Annotated in this window: 16 protein-coding genes; 4 read left to right on the top strand and 12 right to left on the bottom strand. The window is 43.7% G+C overall.

Features of this window, described 5'->3' with window-relative positions:
• Positions 1 to 11: 11 nt before the first annotated feature.
• Complete coding sequence (dsdX, locus tag KDJ85_RS04610) at positions 12 to 1,349, bottom strand: D-serine transporter DsdX (RefSeq protein WP_206083389.1); 1,338 nt, start codon at positions 1,347 to 1,349, stop codon at positions 12 to 14.
• Between the two features lie 209 nt (positions 1,350 to 1,558).
• On the opposite strand from dsdX, the gene dsdC reads away from it, so the two are divergent.
• Positions 1,559 to 2,512, top strand: a complete 954-nt coding sequence (dsdC, locus tag KDJ85_RS04605; RefSeq protein WP_225818655.1) for a DNA-binding transcriptional regulator DsdC — start codon at positions 1,559 to 1,561, stop codon at positions 2,510 to 2,512.
• 80 nt (positions 2,513 to 2,592) lie between these two features.
• Complete coding sequence (locus KDJ85_RS04600) at positions 2,593 to 3,615, top strand: LacI family DNA-binding transcriptional regulator (protein WP_225818654.1); 1,023 nt, start codon at positions 2,593 to 2,595, stop codon at positions 3,613 to 3,615.
• 49 nt (positions 3,616 to 3,664) lie between these two features.
• Here the strand turns inward: KDJ85_RS04600 and KDJ85_RS04595 are convergent, their stop codons facing one another.
• From KDJ85_RS04595 to KDJ85_RS04580, 4 genes are read right to left on the bottom strand one after another with little or no spacing between them, the layout of a single operon-like run.
• Positions 3,665 to 4,645 (bottom strand): NAD(P)-dependent oxidoreductase, encoded by a 981-nt coding sequence (locus tag KDJ85_RS04595; protein WP_225818653.1) that lies wholly within the window; start codon positions 4,643 to 4,645, stop codon positions 3,665 to 3,667.
• A gap of 12 nt (positions 4,646 to 4,657) precedes the next feature.
• The gene (locus KDJ85_RS04590) at positions 4,658 to 5,938 is read right to left on the bottom strand and encodes an MFS transporter (RefSeq protein ID WP_225818652.1); all 1,281 of its coding nucleotides are present in this window, start codon (positions 5,936 to 5,938) and stop codon (positions 4,658 to 4,660) included.
• A gap of 13 nt (positions 5,939 to 5,951) precedes the next feature.
• Positions 5,952 to 6,935 (bottom strand): sugar kinase, encoded by a 984-nt coding sequence (locus tag KDJ85_RS04585; RefSeq protein WP_225818651.1) that lies wholly within the window; start codon positions 6,933 to 6,935, stop codon positions 5,952 to 5,954.
• Between the two features lie 3 nt (positions 6,936 to 6,938).
• On the bottom strand, positions 6,939 to 7,691 hold the full coding sequence (locus KDJ85_RS04580) for a sugar phosphate isomerase/epimerase family protein (RefSeq protein WP_225818650.1): 753 nt from the start codon (positions 7,689 to 7,691) through the stop codon (positions 6,939 to 6,941).
• A 512-nt stretch (positions 7,692 to 8,203) separates the two neighbouring features.
• Between KDJ85_RS04580 and KDJ85_RS04575 the strand changes: the two genes are divergently transcribed.
• Positions 8,204 to 9,547: a phosphoethanolamine transferase gene (locus KDJ85_RS04575; protein WP_225818649.1), complete on the top strand. Its 1,344-nt coding sequence runs from the start codon at positions 8,204 to 8,206 to the stop codon at positions 9,545 to 9,547.
• A 58-nt stretch (positions 9,548 to 9,605) separates the two neighbouring features.
• Here KDJ85_RS04575 and KDJ85_RS04570 read toward each other — a convergent pair whose 3' ends face one another.
• The 7 genes from KDJ85_RS04570 to KDJ85_RS04540 all read right to left on the bottom strand — a co-directional run bounded on the left by KDJ85_RS04570 (position 9,606) and on the right by KDJ85_RS04540 (position 17,699).
• Positions 9,606 to 11,081, bottom strand: coding sequence for an FGGY-family carbohydrate kinase (locus KDJ85_RS04570; RefSeq protein WP_225818648.1), 1,476 nt, complete (start codon positions 11,079 to 11,081; stop codon positions 9,606 to 9,608).
• A gap of 11 nt (positions 11,082 to 11,092) precedes the next feature.
• Positions 11,093 to 11,956 (bottom strand): L-ribulose-5-phosphate 3-epimerase, encoded by an 864-nt coding sequence (locus tag KDJ85_RS04565; RefSeq protein ID WP_225818647.1) that lies wholly within the window; start codon positions 11,954 to 11,956, stop codon positions 11,093 to 11,095.
• 19 nt (positions 11,957 to 11,975) lie between these two features.
• On the bottom strand, positions 11,976 to 13,010 hold the full coding sequence (locus tag KDJ85_RS04560) for an ABC transporter permease (RefSeq protein ID WP_225818646.1): 1,035 nt from the start codon (positions 13,008 to 13,010) through the stop codon (positions 11,976 to 11,978).
• A gap of 13 nt (positions 13,011 to 13,023) precedes the next feature.
• Positions 13,024 to 14,013, bottom strand: coding sequence for an ABC transporter permease (locus KDJ85_RS04555; protein WP_206083400.1), 990 nt, complete (start codon positions 14,011 to 14,013; stop codon positions 13,024 to 13,026).
• Positions 14,006 to 15,523, bottom strand: coding sequence for a sugar ABC transporter ATP-binding protein (locus KDJ85_RS04550; RefSeq protein ID WP_225818645.1), 1,518 nt, complete (start codon positions 15,521 to 15,523; stop codon positions 14,006 to 14,008). The genes KDJ85_RS04555 and KDJ85_RS04550 overlap by 8 nt, the downstream gene beginning before the upstream one ends.
• Before the next feature lie 157 nt (positions 15,524 to 15,680).
• Complete coding sequence (locus KDJ85_RS04545) at positions 15,681 to 16,673, bottom strand: substrate-binding domain-containing protein (protein ID WP_206083796.1); 993 nt, start codon at positions 16,671 to 16,673, stop codon at positions 15,681 to 15,683.
• A 213-nt stretch (positions 16,674 to 16,886) separates the two neighbouring features.
• On the bottom strand, positions 16,887 to 17,699 hold the full coding sequence (locus tag KDJ85_RS04540; protein WP_225818644.1) for a DeoR/GlpR family DNA-binding transcription regulator: 813 nt from the start codon (positions 17,697 to 17,699) through the stop codon (positions 16,887 to 16,889).
• Positions 17,700 to 18,153: 454 nt separating this feature from the next.
• Between KDJ85_RS04540 and araD the strand changes: the two genes are divergently transcribed.
• The gene (araD, locus tag KDJ85_RS04535) at positions 18,154 to 18,852 is read left to right on the top strand and encodes an L-ribulose-5-phosphate 4-epimerase (protein ID WP_225818643.1); all 699 of its coding nucleotides are present in this window, start codon (positions 18,154 to 18,156) and stop codon (positions 18,850 to 18,852) included.
• The last annotated feature ends 56 nt before the right edge of the window (positions 18,853 to 18,908 follow it).

Genomic DNA, 18,908 nt, shown 5'->3' with positions numbered 1-18,908 from the left:
ATTACTCTCTTTTAAATCACAAATGAAAGTGCAAAGGTGCCTGCCAGCGCAACAAGGGATGCGATAAGGGTGGCGACACTGTAAAAACGGAATGTTTCAGCCAATGTGGCATTACAATATTGTTTAACCAGCCAGAACAGGGAGTCTGTGACGATAGTACAACCAATCGCACCAGAACCAATGGCTAATGTCATAATTTCTGGGCTGATGTGTGGGTACATTGGCATTAACGGTGCCACAATGGCGGTGGCGCCCATCATAGCAACAGTGGCGGAGCCGACAGCAGCGTGAAGAATAATCGCCACTAGCCATGCGAGCAAAATTGGGTGCATGTCGATACCAGAAAGCACTAACGCAAGGGAATCACTCAGTCCGCTACCTTTTAAAATGCCGTTAAATGCACCACCCGCACCAATAATCAGTAAGATATTGGCGATCGAACTAAAGCTTTCTTCGGTTTTACTGAGCAATACGCTCATGCCCATGTTACGGCGAATACCCAGCATGTAATACGCCACAAACGCGGCAATAAACATGGCGGTAATGGGGTTACCAATAAACTGTAGTAAGGTATATAACTGATTGTCTTTACTCATGTTTAAATCAGCGGCTGTTTTGATTAACATGAGAATTATTGGCAGTAAAACCGTAAATAATGTCGCGCTTAAAGAAGGTAAGTCTTTTTCGTCACGCACCTCGAGGTCAGAAAACGCTTCGGGTACGGTTTTGAACGGTAAACGCTCACCTAAGAATTTCAGGAATAATGGCCCACCGACTAACGAAGCCACTAGCCCCACAGCAAGCCCCGCAACAATCACCGTACCAATATCTGCACCTAATTCATTAGTAACGAACAGCGCCGCAGGGTGTGGTGGCACGATGCAATGCACTGCCATCAGTGCGGTACACAGTGGAATGGCGAGTTTTAATAACGACGTATTGGTTCTTTTGGCAATGGAAAACGCTAGTGGGATCAATAACACTACACCGACTTCAACAAACAGGGTAATACCGCAGATTAAACCAATTAACACCATCGTGACATCGGGGGTTAACCAGCGGCTTTTTTGTAAAGTGACGCCGATGCGTTCCGCTGCCCCCGAGATTTCCATCATTTTTCCGAGGATAGTCCCCAACCCGATAATCGCGGCGAGGAAACCAAGTGTACCGCCAATCCCATTTTCAATGGCATTTACCATTTCTAATGGGTTCATTTTCATGGAGATACCGACAAAGAAGCTGGCGAGTAAAAGGGCTAAAAAAGGGTGAAACTTAAATTTAATAATCGAAACGATGATCAGCAAGATACTAATAACCAAAGTGCCGAGCATCCACATTGTAGAGTCCATATCCTACCCCTAATCATTTTGTTGTTGTGCTTCTATTGGATAATAAATATGCAGGGGTGACAAACGATGAAACTTAACTCTTAGATGAATTAAATTAACTCAATGGCGTGATACTGGTCATAAAAAAGGGGGATTCACCGATTTGCATCATAACAATTCATGTTAAATGCGCTATTCTGGAAAAAAGCAGGACTGACCGAGGAGGTTCGATGTCACCTAATCTTAATCCCTTTGAGCAATCGGGTTTTATTCAATGGCATAAACGGTTGTCGAGCCATCAGCTTTCTCGTTTACATACTTTTGAAGCGGCGGCGCGTCATTGCTCTTTTGCCCTTGCATCACAAGAATTGGCGTTAACGCCTAGTGCAGTGAGTCACCGAATTAATACTCTTGAAGAGGAATTAGGTTTTAAGTTATTTGAGCGCTTTCATCGGCGTATTGAGTTAACCGCCGACGGCGAACGGATTTATTGGGCACTGCGCAAAAACTTGGATGATATCAACCAAGAAATTCTGGATATTAAAAACCAAGAGATTTCAGGGGAATTGACCGTGTATTCACGGCCTTCTATTGCCCAGTGTTGGCTTATCCCTAAAATTGCTGACTTTACCAACCAATACCCGTCAATTCAGCTCAATTTATTAACGGGGAATGATGACGTTAATTTTCGTGGTTATGGTATTGATGTGGCGATTTATTACGATGATATTACGCGGCCTAACTTGTATTGCGAAGATTTAATGCCTGAATCCATTGTACCTGTATGCAGCCCACAATATGCCAAGCAGCATGATTTGATGGACAATATTCATCAACTCAAAAACTGCACTTTGTTGCATGATAGGCAGGCTTGGAGCAGTAACTCCGATTATGATGAATGGAAAGCGTGGAGTGAACACTACCAGTTATCGTTATTTCCTCATCGTCGTAACCTGTGTTTTGACCGCTCAGATTTGGCGATTGTAGCAGCCATGAACCATGCGGGCGTGGCAATGGGACGCAAGCAGTTGGTTGAAAAGCGCATTAAGCGCCAAGAGTTGGTGATGCCTTTTGGTGACATTGCACTCAAGTGTCAACAACGCCACTATTTTGCGATGCTAAATGAAAAACGTAACCCCAAAGCAGATATTTTTATTCAGTGGCTAAAACAGCAAGTTAGATGAATATGGCAAGTAAATTGCTATTAATTCGAGTAAGATAAGGCATTAGCCTTTCTTTTCATCACATGGAAAAAACGCGCGCGATGGCACCAAAAATTCAAAAAGTAGCAACAATCAAAGATGTGGCTGCCAAAGCACAGGCAGGGAAAACCAGTATCTCACGTTATTTAAACGGTGAATTGCATTTGCTGTCGGATAACATGCGCCAACGTATTGAAGCTGCAATCCAAGAACTGAATTATCGCCCAAACCAAATGGCGCGTAGCTTAAAGCATGGCCGTACAGGGTTGATAGGGTTGATTATTGCCGATATCGGAAACCCATTCTCGGTGGAGGTGCTCAAAGGGGTCGAGTCAGAGTCCATCAAGCAAGGCTTTATGACGGTGGTGTGCAATGCAAACAATAGCATTGAGCTGGAATGCCAATTTATTCAGTTATTAAAAGGCTACCGTGTTGATGGGTTAATTATTAATTCAGCGGGGGTGAACGCACAATTTATTGATGTGCTAAACCAAACCACATTGCCTTTTGTTTTACTCGATAGAAAAATCGAGGATTTCCCATGTGATATGGTCGGTTTAGATAACCCTGCATCTGCTGAAATGGCATTTAACCACTTGATAGAACAAGGTTTCGAGGCCATTTGCTTTGTGACCGAACCCATTGAATATAACAGCGCGCGTAAAGAGCGCCTGCAAACTTTCCAACGCTTGCTAAACCAGCAAGGGCAAGTAAAAGGCGAGTTTCACCAAATCACCTTACCAGACCCAGCGCAATTAGATTCCATCGTTGCCAGCTTTTGCGCTTCGCACCGTGGTATGCGTAAAGCGATTGTGGCGGCAAATGGTGTGTTAACCTTGCAGCTTGCCTATGTGATGAACCAACAAGGGTTACGTTGGGGAGCAGATATTGGTTTTCTCAGTTTTGATAACCTCGAATGGGCGGCCTTTGCTGGGCAAGGGATTACCTCTGTTTCACAACCTACAGCGGAAATGGGCCATAAAGCGGTTGAGTGTTTATTAGAAAAGCTGGAAAACCCCGAAAAAGCCCCAACACAATATCTGTTCCATGGTGAGTTAGTGGTGAGGAATTCAACCACATTGTAGGGCAGGATAGAACAAAGAGGGGAGCCCCTCTTTGTGTTATTGATAGAAACTAGCGTGCTTGTATCGCGCTTATATTGGCGCAATTTTCGCTAAGGTCGCCGTTTAGTGCGGCAATGAGGTTATCGACTGCACATTCGACCATTGCATAGCGCGTTTCATGGGTGGCAGAACCGATGTGGGGCAGGGCAACCACATTTGGTAATGTGAGCAGTTTAGAATCTGTTGGTAGTGGTTCCACCTCAAACACATCCAAGCCCGCACCGCGTATCGTCCCATTTTCTAAGGCTGCGATCAGCGCCGCTTCATCAATAATTTTCCCGCGAGAACCATTGATCAAAAACGCACTAGGTTTCATTTTCGCCAGTTCGGTTTTACCGATCAGTTTTTCCGTGGATGGCAACAATGGGACTACCACACAAACAAAGTCAGACTCTTTCAGTAGCGTATCTAAATCACAGCGTCGGGCATTCAGTTTTGTCTCAGCCTCTGCATGTGCATGGTTGCTGTAATAGAGAACTGGCATGCCAAAGCCGGCATTTGCACGCTTTGCCACGGCATAACCAATGCGACCCATACCTAAAATACCGATGGTTTTACCATTCACGTTACTGCCGTAATCACTTTCGCCAATGCTTTTTGTCCATTGACCATTTTTCACCATTTCCGCCATTTCGATAATGCGGCGGGCACTGCAAAGTACTAAGGCAAAAATAGTGTCTGCGGTGGTTTCAGTAAGCACATTGGGGGTGTGCATTAAGGGGATTTTCCGCGCATTCATTGCGTCAATGTCAAACTGGTCAACGCCTACTGAAATGGTTGAAGCTGCTTTTAGGTGTGGCGCAAGGGCCAGCTCTTTTGCTGTAATCGGGTAGCTTGCGCCAATAATACCCTCGGCGGTACTTAATGCTTGCTGGAAACCCGCTCTGTTTTCTTCTGTCATTTCATCAAAAACAGTAACATTAAATTGCTGCTGTAAGCGTGCAAGTTGCGTATCGGGGATCGTTTTATACAAAATAACATTCTTTTTCATGGTTGCCCCTTATTAAGCGTGTTTGGCGATAGCGGAACCGCTGCTCGGTTCTTGGTTGGGTTTCACAATTAGCGTAAAGAACACTGAGGCTAACAATGCCAGACCCATAAACATATAGGAAGCACTTGGGCTACCGGTGGCACCATTGAGGTAACCGACAAACCATGAGCCAAAGAATGACCCCAAGGCCCCCATGCTATTGATCAACGCCATTGCGCCCCCAGCGACGTTTTTCGGTAACATTTCAGGGATAATCGCAAAGAATGGGCCATAAGGTGCGTACATGGCGGCACCCGCAATCACCAGTAATGTATAAGATAACCAGAAATTGGAATTGCCTAGCATGTAAGAACCAAGAAAGCACACTGCGCCGATTAAGAGCATTGGCCAGACAAATAATTTACGGTTATGCATACGGTCTGAAGCCCATGATACCAAAATCATCGCCAATGTGGCGGCAAGATATGGCACCGCAGAGAGCCAGCCAGTTTCTACCATGCCTAAGTTTGATGCACCGCGAATAATCGAGGGTAGCCATAACACAAAGCCATAAACCCCGATGCTCCAGCAGAAATATTGTGCGCACAGCAGCACAACATTACGTGATTTGAACGCCTCGCGGTAATTGCGTACAGGTTTAATATTTTTTTGTTCATCACTGAGGATTTTGTCTAAATCGGCTTTTTCTTGCTGGCTTAACCAATTAACTTGGCTTGGTTTATCACGTGCAGTTCGCCACCAGAAAAATGCCCATAAAACTGCTGGAACACCTTCGATGATAAACATTTCACGCCAACCAAAAGCTTGGATTAAGTAACCCGATAACACTGACATCCATAACACTGTTACGGGATTGCCTAAAATTAAAAAGGTATTCGCTCGTGAGCGTTCGGATTGAGTGAACCAGTTACTGATGTAGATAAGCATGGCGGGCATGACCGCGGCTTCGACCACACCTAAGCTGAAACGGATAATCACCAACATGGGGATATTGCTGACCATTCCTGTCAAGCTAGCAAACATACCCCATAGGAAAATACAGGCGAAAATCAGTTTTCTGACGCTGCGTTTCTCCGCATAAATAGCGCCAGGGATCTGGAAGAAAAAGTACCCTAAGAAAAACAGGGAGCCAAGCAGAGAGGACATCCCTTTGGTGATACCTAAATCGGCGTTGATCCCTGCAGCGGCGGCAAAGCTGTAGTTAGCGCGGTCGAGATAGGCAAGGCTGTAGGTGATAAACACGATTGGCATAATGCGCCACCAACGTGACATCGCAGGTGCTCTAGTTGTCATAATCTACTCCTTCTTAGCACGCAGCATCTGCGGTAGTTGAGGGGGAAAATGTCATCATTTCTTGCTGTAACTGCGCTTTGGTCGGTAAGCCTTCACTATCACCAATCACTTGGATAGCCCTTGCACCGATAAAGTTTCCTCTTTCGACGGCTTGAGGTAAAGATAACCCTTCAATAAGCGCGCTAATAACCCCAACGGCAAAGCCATCACCAGCGCCAACGGTATCCACTACATTTTTCACTAAGCAAGCAGGGACGATACCTTGTTGGTTATTCGATGTTTTATAGTAAGCACCTTGCTCGCCCGTTTTGATGATTACAGCTTCTACCCCTTGGGAGAGGTAAAAATCAGCGATGGCTTCGGGTTGGTCAAAACCTGTGAGGATTTTTCCCTCTTTTAAACCGGGCAAGACCCAATTGGCATGAAAGGCTAGCTGGTTTAATTGCATTACCATATCACTTTCACTTTTCCATAAAGATGGGCGCAAATTAGGGTCGAAAGATAATGTTTTTCCTGCATTTTGCATCCATTTCGCTGCATAGAGTGATAATTGGTAGCTGGTGGCAGAAAGCGCTGCGGCGACGCCGCTTAAATGTAAGTGGCGTGCAGAGGAAAAATAATCTTCATTGAAATCAGTGAGATCTAAATGACTTGCCGCTGAACCTTTACGGAAATACTCCACTTTGGGATCGGTTCCATTTTCAGCTTTAGACTTGAGTTGAAAGCCCGTTGGGTTATTATCATCGAATTTAACACATTGATGATCAACATGTTCTTTATCTAATGTACTTTGGATAAAGCGGCCAAAAGAGTCATTGCCTAGGCGACTTACCCAACCGCTTTTTAAGCCGATACGGGAAAGGCCTATCGCCACATTCAGTTCTGCCCCCGCAGCACGGCGAACAAAGCTTTCAACTTCATGGAGCTCACCGGTATTTGTCGCCACAAACATCATCATGGCTTCGCCGAGGGTCACAACATCTAATTGATTTTTCATAAATTAAATCTCCTTTAACAGAGAAACATAGTGTTCGGTTACTGCACGTAGGTCATCACCCTCAAGAGGGAATTCAATCCCGCGGGGAACGTCGTTAGGCAGTAAGCTTAAGACGGCTTTCCATAACCCGTCGCTATCATCAAGGGCAACAGCAACGCATTTATTATCTGCACGTAACTGGCTGGCTTTTACGTGGATGTAGGCGACCAAAGGGGCAAAGTGTTGCGCGGCAATGACAGGGTTTTCATCGAGCCAGTGCCAATTGGCCATATCGAATGCCATTTTGATTGGCATATTTTGCGCCACGACATCCTTAAAAAAGTGTTTGAGTGGAGCAATATGACCACCGACTTTTGTTTGGTCATTTTCGATAACTAATTGGGTGGAATAATGTTTGAGTAGGTTAATAACGTCCGTTAAATTGTACTGTTCTGGCAGGTCACCTAACGAGAGTTTAAGGAAGCGGGCATTCAACTTTTTTGCATCGTCGAAATAACGCTGTAGCTTTGTGATTTCAATCGGTGAATGGTGCTGAAATAAGGTATCTGGCACAGAATAGACCGCACTGAGTTGCCTTGCTTGCAGCCCATTAGCAATATCATCAAGCTTATCGTTAGGGAGCAGTAACTCTTGACGGATCTCGACACCATCCGCATTTGCTCCTTGAATAACATCAAATAAAGCCTGTTGACCACCAAGTTGTTTTACGGTTTGTGCGCCGTAGGCGGCGGTGACGACAATAATCTCTTTGCTCATGACTTTCCTCTGCCTTCTTGGAAGGGACAAACCCCATTACCATTGCGAATAACTTATTATGGAATCGGTTCCATTTTGGTTTCTAGCGAGGAAAATGGAAAATCAGAGCTATATCACTAATCCAGACTCGGTAAACGCTGAATTACCGATCTCCATCACAACTCTTAATGTAATGAATGCAAGTAAAAAAATGCCGAATAGGAAGGCAGTTATAACTCAGTAATTATTTGTTTAATAAAGAAATTAAAAGCTGAGTAAAGGCTGTAATAATAAAAACAAGGTATTTTGCCTTCCATTTTAGATATTTTTTATTGGTACTTGTATCCCAATTTCTTAACCTAACGCTTCTAATGAAATATTATTTCAATATATTAATTTAATGATGAAATTTTGGTGCATGCTGTTAGGCAATAGCACAATGGAAAAAATTGTACGAAAAGCCATGCAAAAAATTTTATCGGTTTGCTCCATCAGTATAGAAAAAATAAACGATAAAAATGAAGGATCTGGAGATGAAATTAATCAATACCACTGCACTCTACAGCACGCTGTTACTGACCACAGTTTCATGGGCGCAGGCGAACACCACCGAAAATGCAGGGGTGTATACCAAAGCATGTACGCCTGAACTCATACAAGCAGCAAAATCCAACGCGGATCTATGTTATGGCGTGAATACCAAAACAGATATTCAAATTACCAAAAAAAGTGCGGACAAATACAAGATAAAAGTCGTCATCATCGGGGAAAGTACCAATAAAAACTATATGCACACCTATGGCTACCCATTAGAAAACACGCCATTTCTGTCTTCTGTAAATGGCCGTTTTTTTAACCACTTTATCAGCGCTGCGTCGAATACAGTGCCAACGCTGACTCGTGCATTAGCCAAAAATGATCTCAGCACTATCACTGAGCACCACGAAAAGCCATATTACAACAATAACTCCATTGTTGACCTTGCCAACCAAGCGGGCTATGAAACCTACTATATTGGTAATAACGGTAGTTTTGGGGACGACGAAATTGGCTTTACGAACTACTTTTTAAAAGCCAATTATTTTTTACCTGTAAGGGACAGCAAAGTCGGGTTTGAAAACTTGTTTGTACAAGAGAAATTCACGGTTGACGATAGTGTGAATAAACTCACTAACGACTTCAAAATGTTGCCTGCCTTTAAAGCTGCATTAAATAACCCGTCAGACAAAGAAAAAGTGATTTTTGTGCATATGTGGGGGCCACATCATGATGGCTGGCCAAAAGGCGCATGTGGGCTTATCAAAGAGAACTACAACATCAATCCTGAGCAGTTTGATACAGGGTGGGGTAGTCTGGTGAATTGTTATGTATCAGGGATAAAACTCAGTGATGATTTTATTGGTGATGTGTATAACATTTTGCAAGAAAACAATAAAAATGGTGAAAACCCATTCTCCATCTTGTATTTTGCTGACCATGGGCAAGGTTTAGTGAAAGCGAATAAGCAACACGTTGCGGCTTTGGAGGCAGAATATAAAGGCTTCATTAAAGAGGGCAACTTGTATCTACGCCACGGACAATTGGTGAAAGGGGCGTATCAAATTCCGTTAGTGGTGATGAATTCGGACGATACACAACGGGAATTTCGTGATGAAACGTTAAGTGAGTGGAATTTGTTTGATTACTTTGCGTCTTGGTTAGGGGTTGAAACGAACCTGACATCACCAGCTAAAAGTATTGTCGCGGACACCATCACACCAGAAAAAGATATCGATGTGTTTGTTTTCCCACGAGATGAGTTTGTGAAGTACGATAGCTTGCCGCAGGATACCGTACTTTCTCCTGTAACGGTTAACACAAAAGTTGTTGCGGATTAATTGAACAAAAATAAAGGCAGGGCTTAATATCCGCGCTGCCTTTATGATTTACGTGTATTTAATGACGACTTAATGCATCCGCGACCGCTTTAAAACGCGTGAATTTATCACGTAATTGCTGATGGCCTAGCGCATTAGGTTGGTAAGTAGTGATTTTGGGCGTACTCGCGGCAATCGCTGCATCAAAACCTGAATAATACCCGCTCCCTACCGCAGCACACAATGCCGCAGCTTGGCAGCCTGATTGCTGCACGTTCACAACATCTAGCGGCAAATTACTGGCATCACAGAACATCTGCATCCACAGTGGTGATTGTGTTGGCCCACCCGTGAAACGGATGGATTCAGTGGCATTATCAAGGCCAACAATGCGGTCTTGGTGCAGCAGATGCGAGAACACGATACCTTGGTAAATAGCGTAAACAATGTCAGCGTCGGTATGGTGTGAGCTTAACCCTAATAACCCGCCATGCAGGTTACTGTGGTAGTTCGAACCGTACAGCCATGGAAAGAATAAAATATCGTTTTTCCGTGTTGCCCCTTCGGCAACGCAATGGTTTAGTACGTCATAATCTTGCAACCGTTGGTTGAAGAAATGGCGCGTAAACCACGCCAAATTACTGGCTGACGTTGGGCTCCCCTCATGGACAAAATAGGTGCCTGGAATACAGTATTTGCTCCAAACATACGGGTAGTCTGAGGGAACAATTTCGTCGAAAACACGAGTGGAAATTGTCCATGTCCCTGCAACTGCGCTGAGTTTGTCTTTTTGACTGACACCCGATGCTAATGCTGCGCCAACGACATCAAAGAAGCCGCCAAAGACAGGTGTTCCTTCCACAAGGCCTGATTCTTCAGCTGCTTGGCGAGTAACCGTCCCCGCAAGCTCTGCGGAATTGATAACAGGAGCGAGTTTGTCATTCACCTCATCAATGCCGAAGAGTTGGCAAAGTTTAGGGTCATAACCTGACTGAATTTGGTTAAACAGCTGGCTACCTGAAATATTGGTTTCTTCACACGCGATTTGTCCAGTTAGGCGGTACCGAATATAGTCGTGTACCATCAGAACATGGGCCGTATCACGGTAATTATCAGGCTCATTTTCTTTTAACCAACGCAGTAATGCGACAGGGTGTGAAGCCCACAACTGCTGCAAACTCAGCGGATAAGCGTTGTCTGCTGTGCCATTTTGATGCCATTTATCGACAATGGCTTGGGCGCGTGAGTCTGAGGACACAATCCCTTTGCGGACAGGTTTACCTTGTTTATCTAATAAGTACAGGCCTTTTCCGTGTGAAGAAAAGCTGACGCCAGATATTTGGGATGCATTTAAACGGCTATTTTTGATGGCATCGCGGATAACATGGCAAGAAGCTTGCCATAATTCGTCCATATTGCGTTCGCTGAAACCCGCCTCAGGGCTTTCGGTGGGAAATGGGTGCTCAGCAACGGTAATTTCTTGGCCTTCAGGTGTGTAGATCCCCGCTTTAATGACTGTCCCACCGAGGTCAACACCCATAAAAAATGTGCTCATTTTGGGCTCCTTTACGCGTTGTTCCAACCCGCTTGTTGCATTTTATCTTCCATCCACTGGCGTGCTTTAATAATTTCGACTAGTGGTTCATCCGCTTTTTCCGTCCACATTTCAATTAAGAAAGTACCACGGTAGTTTAGACGTTTTAACAGCTTGAATAAGTTCACAAAGTCGACGCAACCTTCACCAAATGGCACATCGCGAAATTGCCCTTTACAGGTGTCAGTGACAGCATAAGTATCTTTTAAATGAATAGCCGCGACATGTTCAATACCTTTTGTGAATTCTTTTTCTACATCATTACCCCAGGCCGTTAGGTTGCCTACATCAGGGTAAACGCTGAACCAGGGAGAACGAATTTTGTCGGACAATGCTTGCCACTTGCTAATAGAGTTCATAAATGGCGTATCCATGATTTCCACCGCACACATGACTTGGGAAGCGGCCGCGATTTCACTGACCCATTGCATCCCTTTTTCAAAGTTTGCAATGGTTTGGGCATCTTGCTCTTCATAGTAGACATCGTAGCCAGCCAACTGGATAGTGCGGATACCTAAGTCTTGAGCCAGTTTGATGGCTTTTTCCATTAAGGTATATGCCATCAAGCGCGTGGTCTCATCATGGCTACCAAATGGGAAGCGACGATGGCCAGATAAACACATACTTGGGATGCGAACGCCAGTGTCTTGTATAGCTTTAACGAGTGCTAAGCGCTCTGCTTGGCTCCAGTCTAATCGTGCAAGGCGCTCGTCAGTTTCATCCACTGACATTTCAACAAAATCAAATCCCGCGGCTTTGGCTATGGCTAACTTTTCTAACCAGCTGCTGTTTTTCGGTAAAGCTTTTTCGTAAATTCCAATCGGATGTTTGCGCATAATAATCTCCCTGAAAAATTTAACTTTGTGGCGATGCTTTATTGAGTTTTTGATTACGGGTCATCGCACGTTTGGCGCTCCATTTTTCTTTGAAGAATTTGAACGCTAACGCCAAGATTAAGGTGATACCCCAAACTGCAAGGTTAAAGTGTAAGCTGATACCAAGCAGGCTTAAACCTGTTGCAATCACCTGCAAAACCAAGAGTGCACAGAATACACGGCTCACCTTACCAACTCCCCCGAATGGGTTAGTTCCGCCTAATACGATGGCAAGGATGGTGAGTAATAAATAAGAATCACCGTAGCCCATACGCGCAGAATTAAAACGCGCCATCATAATTAGCCCTGCCAATACACACAGTAGGCTCGAAATGGTGTAAATCGCAATCATCACACGGTCAGTTCGAATGCCACTGAACCACGTTGCGTTAATATTGCTGCCGCTCATGTAGATGTTTTTACCCAAGCGGGTACAGCCTAAAAACAGTGCTAATAAAATAGCGGTGATAATAAAGATAATCATAGCAATCGGTACACCCAAGACAGTATCCGCACCGATAGCGCGTACAATCGGAGGCATTCCACTGAGTGCAGCGCCTTTGGTCAGGTATACGCCAATACCGCTGATGATAGTCATTGTCCCTAATGTGACGAGGATAGGGTGGGCACCGATATGGGAAATCATTAGCCCCGTTAGACTACCGATAATCACCGCGATGACGGTTGCTCCTACTAACGCAAGAACGAGCCACATAATTTGTGTGCCAGTACCTGCATCGACGGGGAGGTAGTTGATAAATACCCACGCCATAAACAACCCAGTTAAGTTGGCGGTACTGATAATCGCAAGGTTCAAGCCGCCACTTAACATAGGAACGAACATGGCGAATGTCAGTAAGCCCAACTCAGGGAGCTGGAAGGTAATACTTAAAAAGGTATTTTGAGTGAAAAAGTGCCCTGGCATTGCGATACTGAAGGCTGCGATAGCCAGTACAAAGATTGAAAGCAGTCCGATAACAGAGCCATCAATTTTAAAAAAAGCTTGTTTTTTCATGGTGATATTCCTGTTAAACAAAACCTACGTCCGTCTCTTTGCGTTTCTTATAGTGGGTAATACAAATCGCAATGAGAATAACCATACCGATGACGATATTGACGAAGTAGTTTGAGACACCAATCAGGTTAAGGCCATTTTTCAAGATACCGATGAGGAATACTCCCATCAGCGTACCAATAACGCTTCCACGCCCACCAGATAAGCTAGCGCCACCTAATACGGCCGCTGCGAGCACATCTAACTCACCACCGACAAGGGCACTTGGTACAACCTCGCTCATACGGTAGGTCTGCAACATGCCGCCAATGGCTGCCATTGCACCAAGATAACCGTACGCAAATAGGTAGATAACCCATACCCGAATACCGATACGAGATGCCGATTCTTGACTACCTCCTACAGCATAAAGTTGGCGGCCAATGTGGGTTTTGTTCATTAAAATCCACGTTAAACAGGCGATCCCCAACATGACAACCAGTGGCAAGCCAATTTGGTAATATTCCCCGTCTACCTCAAAAGGTAAGATGGTCACAGGGTCAACCCACCAATCAGGCAGGTCATAAATGCTGTGCCCGTTAGTTAGCCACATCAACATGCCAAATAGCAGTGATTGCATACTGATGGTGATAATGATCGACACCACATTCAGCGAGTAAATTAAAATCGCGTTGATTAAGCCAAAAGTGATCCCGATGATAATCGCCAGCGTGATACTTAATGCAGGGCTGGCAATAAAGCCTTGCAGTAGCCACGTGGCAATGACGTATTGAACGACGGAGGCCACAGCTGCGAAGGAAATATCAATCCCGCCGGTGACCAAGACAACAAATAACCCTAATGCAAAGATACCAGTGACTGCATAGCTTTCACTGAGGTCGAGTAAGTTTTGGATCGTCAGAAATTGTGGGCTCATGGTGGTGAAGAAAATCACCATAATCAGGATGACCCACGTTAACCAACCTTCGACAGATTGGGGGCGAAGTTTTTGCCAATTAGCCATTGATGATTTCCTCCAATTGCTGCTCATTGATGGAATCCGTCACAATCTCTTTAACGATAGAACCTTGTTTCATATGTAGAATTCGGTCACAGTTGTAATAAGCTTCGGAGGCTTCATCGGTAATTAATAAAATGGAAATCCCCACACCTGATAAGCGGTGGATTAGCTTGTAAATACTGTCTTTTGCACCAATATCGACCCCAACGGTGGGGGAATCTAAAATTAACACTTTAGGGCGTGTTAAAATCCATTTCGCCAGTACCACTTTTTGTTGGTTACCGCCTGATAACGTCGAAAGGGCGTTATTGGGGTCAGTGACTTTGATGTCTAAGTCGGCAATCCACTCTTGCACAATCTCTTGGCACTGTTTTTCATCGATTAAATGCAGTGGGGTTTTAAGGCGATCCAGAATCGAAATCACCATATTGTCCGCGATGGATTGTTGCAAAATCGCACCTAATGTCAGGCGGTCTTCAGAGACATAACCAATGCCGTGTTTAATCGCATCGGTATTGTTTTTTAACTTAACTGGCTTGCCTTCAATTTTCATTTCACCGCTATCGGGATGGGTGATCCCAAACAGTGATAAGGCGAGCTCAGTACGGCCAGAACCTAACAAACCACATAAACCCAGTACTTCACCGCGTTTTAAGTTCAGTGAAACATCGCTATATTGCCCCGCACGGCTTACGTTTTTCAGCTCTAACACGGAACGGCGGTCTTCGGCATTATTTGGTGGCTTACGCTCATGGACGATGTCTAAACCCGTCATGAGTTCAGTGATTTTACGGGTAGTGAGGCCTTCTGCTGGCCATGTGCCAATTTTTTGCCCATCACGGATAACCGTAATGCGGTCTGAAATTTCTTTCACTTCTTCCAAACGGTGGCTAACAAATACGACAGTAATCCCTTTATCTTTTAAGTAGTTAACCGTAGATAAAAGCTGGTTTACTTCGGTACGGGTTAAGGAAGCTGTTGGCTCATCCATAATAACCAGACGTGCGTCTGCGACTAATGCACGGCAAATTGCGACCTGCTGGCGCTGGGCGATGGCTAAAAACTGCACAGGCGTGTCTGGATTAATGGTAAAAGCGAGTTCGTTTAAGATCTCTAATGCCTTTTCGCGCAGTTGTTTTTGGCGAAACCAACCAAAATAGCCTTTGAGATTCAGTTCAAATGCAATATTTTCCGCAACGGTTAAGTTTGGAAATAACGATAAATCTTGGTAGATAACTTGCACGCCCAATTCACGGGCTTTGTCTGGGGTAAGACGGTTGTAGCTTTTGCCGTCTATCTCAATTTTGCTACCGTCATCAGGGGCATAGACACCACTAATGGTTTTGATCAGTGTGCTCTTCCCGCACCCATTTGTGCCTGCTAAGCAGTGCACTTCACCTTTGTTGAGCGTCAAATCGATATTGCGTAGCGCGCGGTGGCCGCCAAAGCTTTTGGAAAGGTCGCGCAAGGTAATGAGTGGATCGGATTTGTCAGCTTTTGAGGTGGTTGTCATAAGTACAATTCCTACTGCAAATAAATTGGTGTTGGCTTGTTCTTCATCATTCGAGCTGCCACGCTATGGGTGGCAACTCGAACGATTTAAAAACAGAAAATTTAAAATCTGGGTAAATCTTATTTTTTTGTTTTATATGATATTTTACAGATGGTAATTACAGACCGACTTCAACCAATTTTTTGGTGTTTTCAATATTCAAGTTGACTGGGTTATCGCTTAAAATTGTGTTGCCACTGACTTTAATTTCCCCCATATCCCCGATTGAAACGCCATCTTTGATCGCTTCACCATTCATCATTGCGGTTGCAACTTGGACGAAAACTTGCCCTGCCACTTTTGGATTGGAAATATAACCGCCATCAATTGCACCTTTTTCCAGTAATTTGATGCCTTGGCCTGGAGTAAAGGTACCGAATACGCATGTTTCAGCATTTTTACGGCGTTTATCGATAGCACGACCCGCACCGATAGGGCCTTGTGAACCGAATGACATGATGCCTTTTAAGTCTTTATGTTTGGATAACAGGTCATTGGCGGTACGCATTGAGTCATCAACGGATTCAGCTACGCCGAAACGGTCATCGACCATTTGCATTTTCGGGTAGTTGGCTTTTTGGTAAGCGATAGCTGCATCTGCCCACTCATTTACCAGAGGAACGGTTAAGCTACCAACAAACATGGCGTACTTACCTTCTTCACCCATACAGGCTGCCATATCTCTCATATGGTTAGCACCCATACTTTGGGTGTCGAGTAATTCGAAGTCCCAGTCTGCGTTAGTTTGGTTTGGTGATTCGTGGGTGATCACTTTGATACCCGCTTCTTGTGCTCGTTTTAGTACTGGCTCAAGCACTTTTGCATCGTTTGGCACGACACCGATAACATCTACTTTTTTCGCGATTAAATCTTCGATTGCACGAACTTGTTCCGCAGGATCAGCGGTTGTTGGACCAACTTGGAATGCATTCACTCCGAGTTTTTTACCTTCTTCTGTGATCCCTTGTTCCATCACGTTAAACCAAGGAATACCACCGACTTTCACCACAACACCCATGGTAAAGGGTTTTTGTGCTTTTTGAGATTCAGCCATCGCAACATTTGAAAACAGTGCAACGCTCATTAAACAAGGTAAAACTAGCTTCTTCATGTTCATAGTTGTATTCCTTAGTGTAGATGGATACTAAAATCGGCTATCTCATCAACGTAGGGTCAATGTTATTATCGAATTTAGGTATGCCTATAATTAAGTGCTTAGGAATTATGGGTACATAATATCCCTGCACTTTTTTAATACAGAAAATAAATTAACAATTATTATTTTACTTACATCACGGTTACGGATTTTTTATATTTTAATAAATTATTTATCGCACTCGATAATATTCAAATTCGGAAATTGTGTTTGAAAATTAGTATCATTAAGCTTATTGGTAATTAGCACATTAATATTATCAAATGTACAAACTTGGCTAAACGCATATTTTCCAAGCTTACTATTATCGGCGAGCAAAACAGTATTCTCAGAGACCTGCAACATAATGTTTTTCAGTTTTGAGTTTATTTCGCTACCATCACGAATACCATTTTCAATATTAAAACCTTGGCACGATAAAAATAAGGTTTTAATTTGGAAGCTACGGATAATACTTTCTGCAATTGGGCCATGGAAATCATCATGGCGTTCTGAATATTCACCGCCAATCCCAATAACACGTACTCGGTCACGGCACGCTAACGCTTGGATAATTTTGACAGAATTCGTGACCACGGTGATATCAATGTCAGGGATCTGTCTGGCTAGAAACCAGCAAGTACTGCTGTTATCTAACATAATACAGTCGCCAGGCTGAATAAATTTTAGCGCGGCTTTAGAAATCTTCATTTTCGCATCGGGGTGCTCTTCTGTTCTTTTGCGAAAAGACTCTGCACCATCCACCATTTGACTGAGTTTGACTGAAGATGGCATTACATTGACCATCGGCATTTCTTCTTGGTCAATGGCGACAGCGCCACCGAAGCTACGAATGATGCGATTCTCGCGCTCCAGTACCGTTAAATCACGGCGAATAGTTTCTTGGGAAACTAGACATAACTGAGCTAATTCACGCACTAACGCCGAACCATTTTGAGCAACATGGGAACAAATTAATTTATGGCGTTCGGCTTGTAACATTTTTAGCTCCTATTCTTTCCACGATATTTATTCTGCCTGCGTTACTTTTTTTTTGTCGTGACTGGATTCAAGTAATCCCTTTTTGGAAAAAACAAAGTATTTTAAAGTGATCTATGTTGTCTATATATGAAATATTCATTAGCTAATTACATTTTAAATGTGACTTGAGTCTAGTTATTTGCGTTATCTTTCGGTGTAATCGATGAGAAACAAAAAAAAATGGGCTAACTCAGTCATTTTTCCACAGATGATTTTTGACCAAGTATGACCAATAGTGCCCGAGTATGACTTAATTAGCCTGAATTGTTGCGAGTTTGTAAATGTGACTGCTTTTTAAATCAGCAGAATCTGTTTACCTTAATAGGTAGAGACAGGTTATCAACACACAAAACACACCCAGAGAATAAATTTTTGTTGTTGATATTTAAGAAAATTTTATAGCTAGGGGATCATTATGTTAGAAAAACTCAAACAACAAGTCTTTGAAGCGAACCTTGCTTTACCAAAGCACAACTTAGTGACGTTCACATGGGGGAATGTGAGTGGTGTTGATCGTGACGCAGGGGTAATGGTGATTAAGCCATCTGGCGTGGATTATGAAACCATGCAGGCAGAAGACATGGTCGTCGTTTCATTAGAAACGGGGAAAGTGCTCGAAGGGAAATACCGTCCTTCTTCTGATACAGATACCCATTTGGCACTTTATAATGCATTCCCAGAAATTGGTGGCATTGTACATACTCACTCGCGCCACGCAACCATTTGGGCACAAGCAGGGCAACCATTGAGCGCGTTAGGCACCACACATGCTGACTATTTTTATGGTGAAATTCCGTGTACGCGTTTAATGACTGAAAGCGAAATTGGCGGTGATTATGAAAGGGAAACGGGCAACGTCATCATTGAAACTTTTAAAGAAAAAGGTATTACAGCAAAAGATGTTCCTGCGGTATTAGTCAATAGCCACGGCCCTTTTGCATGGGGAACGAGCCCTGACAACGCCGTGCATAATGCGGTCGTTCTGGAGGAAATTGCCTATATGAATTTATTTACTCGCCAATTACAGCCTGCGATAGGGGCAATGCAGCAAGAATTGTTAGATAAGCATTATTTACGTAAGCACGGCAAAAATGCGTATTATGGTCAAAAGTAAATTTTTAATAATTTATATTCAATAAAATAGTTAATGATGATTTTGAGTATTTAATC

The organism is Providencia vermicola, assembly GCF_020381325.1.
GTDB lineage: Bacteria > Pseudomonadota > Gammaproteobacteria > Enterobacterales > Enterobacteriaceae > Providencia > Providencia vermicola.
This window is presented reverse-complemented; position numbering and strand designations above follow the sequence as displayed.

What these genes read in the sequence shown, in the direction of transcription:
- dsdX (WP_206083389.1), bottom strand. Translation starts at nt 1,349, where the DNA reads ATGGACTCTACAATGTGGATGCTCGGCACTTTGGTTATTAGTATCTTG.
- dsdC (WP_225818655.1), top strand. Translation starts at nt 1,559, where the DNA reads ATGTCACCTAATCTTAATCCCTTTGAGCAATCGGGTTTTATTCAATGG.
- KDJ85_RS04600 (WP_225818654.1), top strand. Translation starts at nt 2,593, where the DNA reads ATGGCACCAAAAATTCAAAAAGTAGCAACAATCAAAGATGTGGCTGCC.
- KDJ85_RS04595 (WP_225818653.1), bottom strand. Translation starts at nt 4,645, where the DNA reads ATGAAAAAGAATGTTATTTTGTATAAAACGATCCCCGATACGCAACTT.
- KDJ85_RS04590 (WP_225818652.1), bottom strand. Translation starts at nt 5,938, where the DNA reads ATGACAACTAGAGCACCTGCGATGTCACGTTGGTGGCGCATTATGCCA.
- KDJ85_RS04585 (WP_225818651.1), bottom strand. Translation starts at nt 6,935, where the DNA reads ATGAAAAATCAATTAGATGTTGTGACCCTCGGCGAAGCCATGATGATG.
- KDJ85_RS04580 (WP_225818650.1), bottom strand. Translation starts at nt 7,691, where the DNA reads ATGAGCAAAGAGATTATTGTCGTCACCGCCGCCTACGGCGCACAAACC.
- KDJ85_RS04575 (WP_225818649.1), top strand. Translation starts at nt 8,204, where the DNA reads ATGAAATTAATCAATACCACTGCACTCTACAGCACGCTGTTACTGACC.
- KDJ85_RS04570 (WP_225818648.1), bottom strand. Translation starts at nt 11,081, where the DNA reads ATGAGCACATTTTTTATGGGTGTTGACCTCGGTGGGACAGTCATTAAA.
- KDJ85_RS04565 (WP_225818647.1), bottom strand. Translation starts at nt 11,956, where the DNA reads ATGCGCAAACATCCGATTGGAATTTACGAAAAAGCTTTACCGAAAAAC.
- KDJ85_RS04560 (WP_225818646.1), bottom strand. Translation starts at nt 13,010, where the DNA reads ATGAAAAAACAAGCTTTTTTTAAAATTGATGGCTCTGTTATCGGACTG.
- KDJ85_RS04555 (WP_206083400.1), bottom strand. Translation starts at nt 14,013, where the DNA reads ATGGCTAATTGGCAAAAACTTCGCCCCCAATCTGTCGAAGGTTGGTTA.
- KDJ85_RS04550 (WP_225818645.1), bottom strand. Translation starts at nt 15,523, where the DNA reads ATGACAACCACCTCAAAAGCTGACAAATCCGATCCACTCATTACCTTG.
- KDJ85_RS04545 (WP_206083796.1), bottom strand. Translation starts at nt 16,673, where the DNA reads ATGAAGAAGCTAGTTTTACCTTGTTTAATGAGCGTTGCACTGTTTTCA.
- KDJ85_RS04540 (WP_225818644.1), bottom strand. Translation starts at nt 17,699, where the DNA reads ATGTTACAAGCCGAACGCCATAAATTAATTTGTTCCCATGTTGCTCAA.
- araD (WP_225818643.1), top strand. Translation starts at nt 18,154, where the DNA reads ATGTTAGAAAAACTCAAACAACAAGTCTTTGAAGCGAACCTTGCTTTA.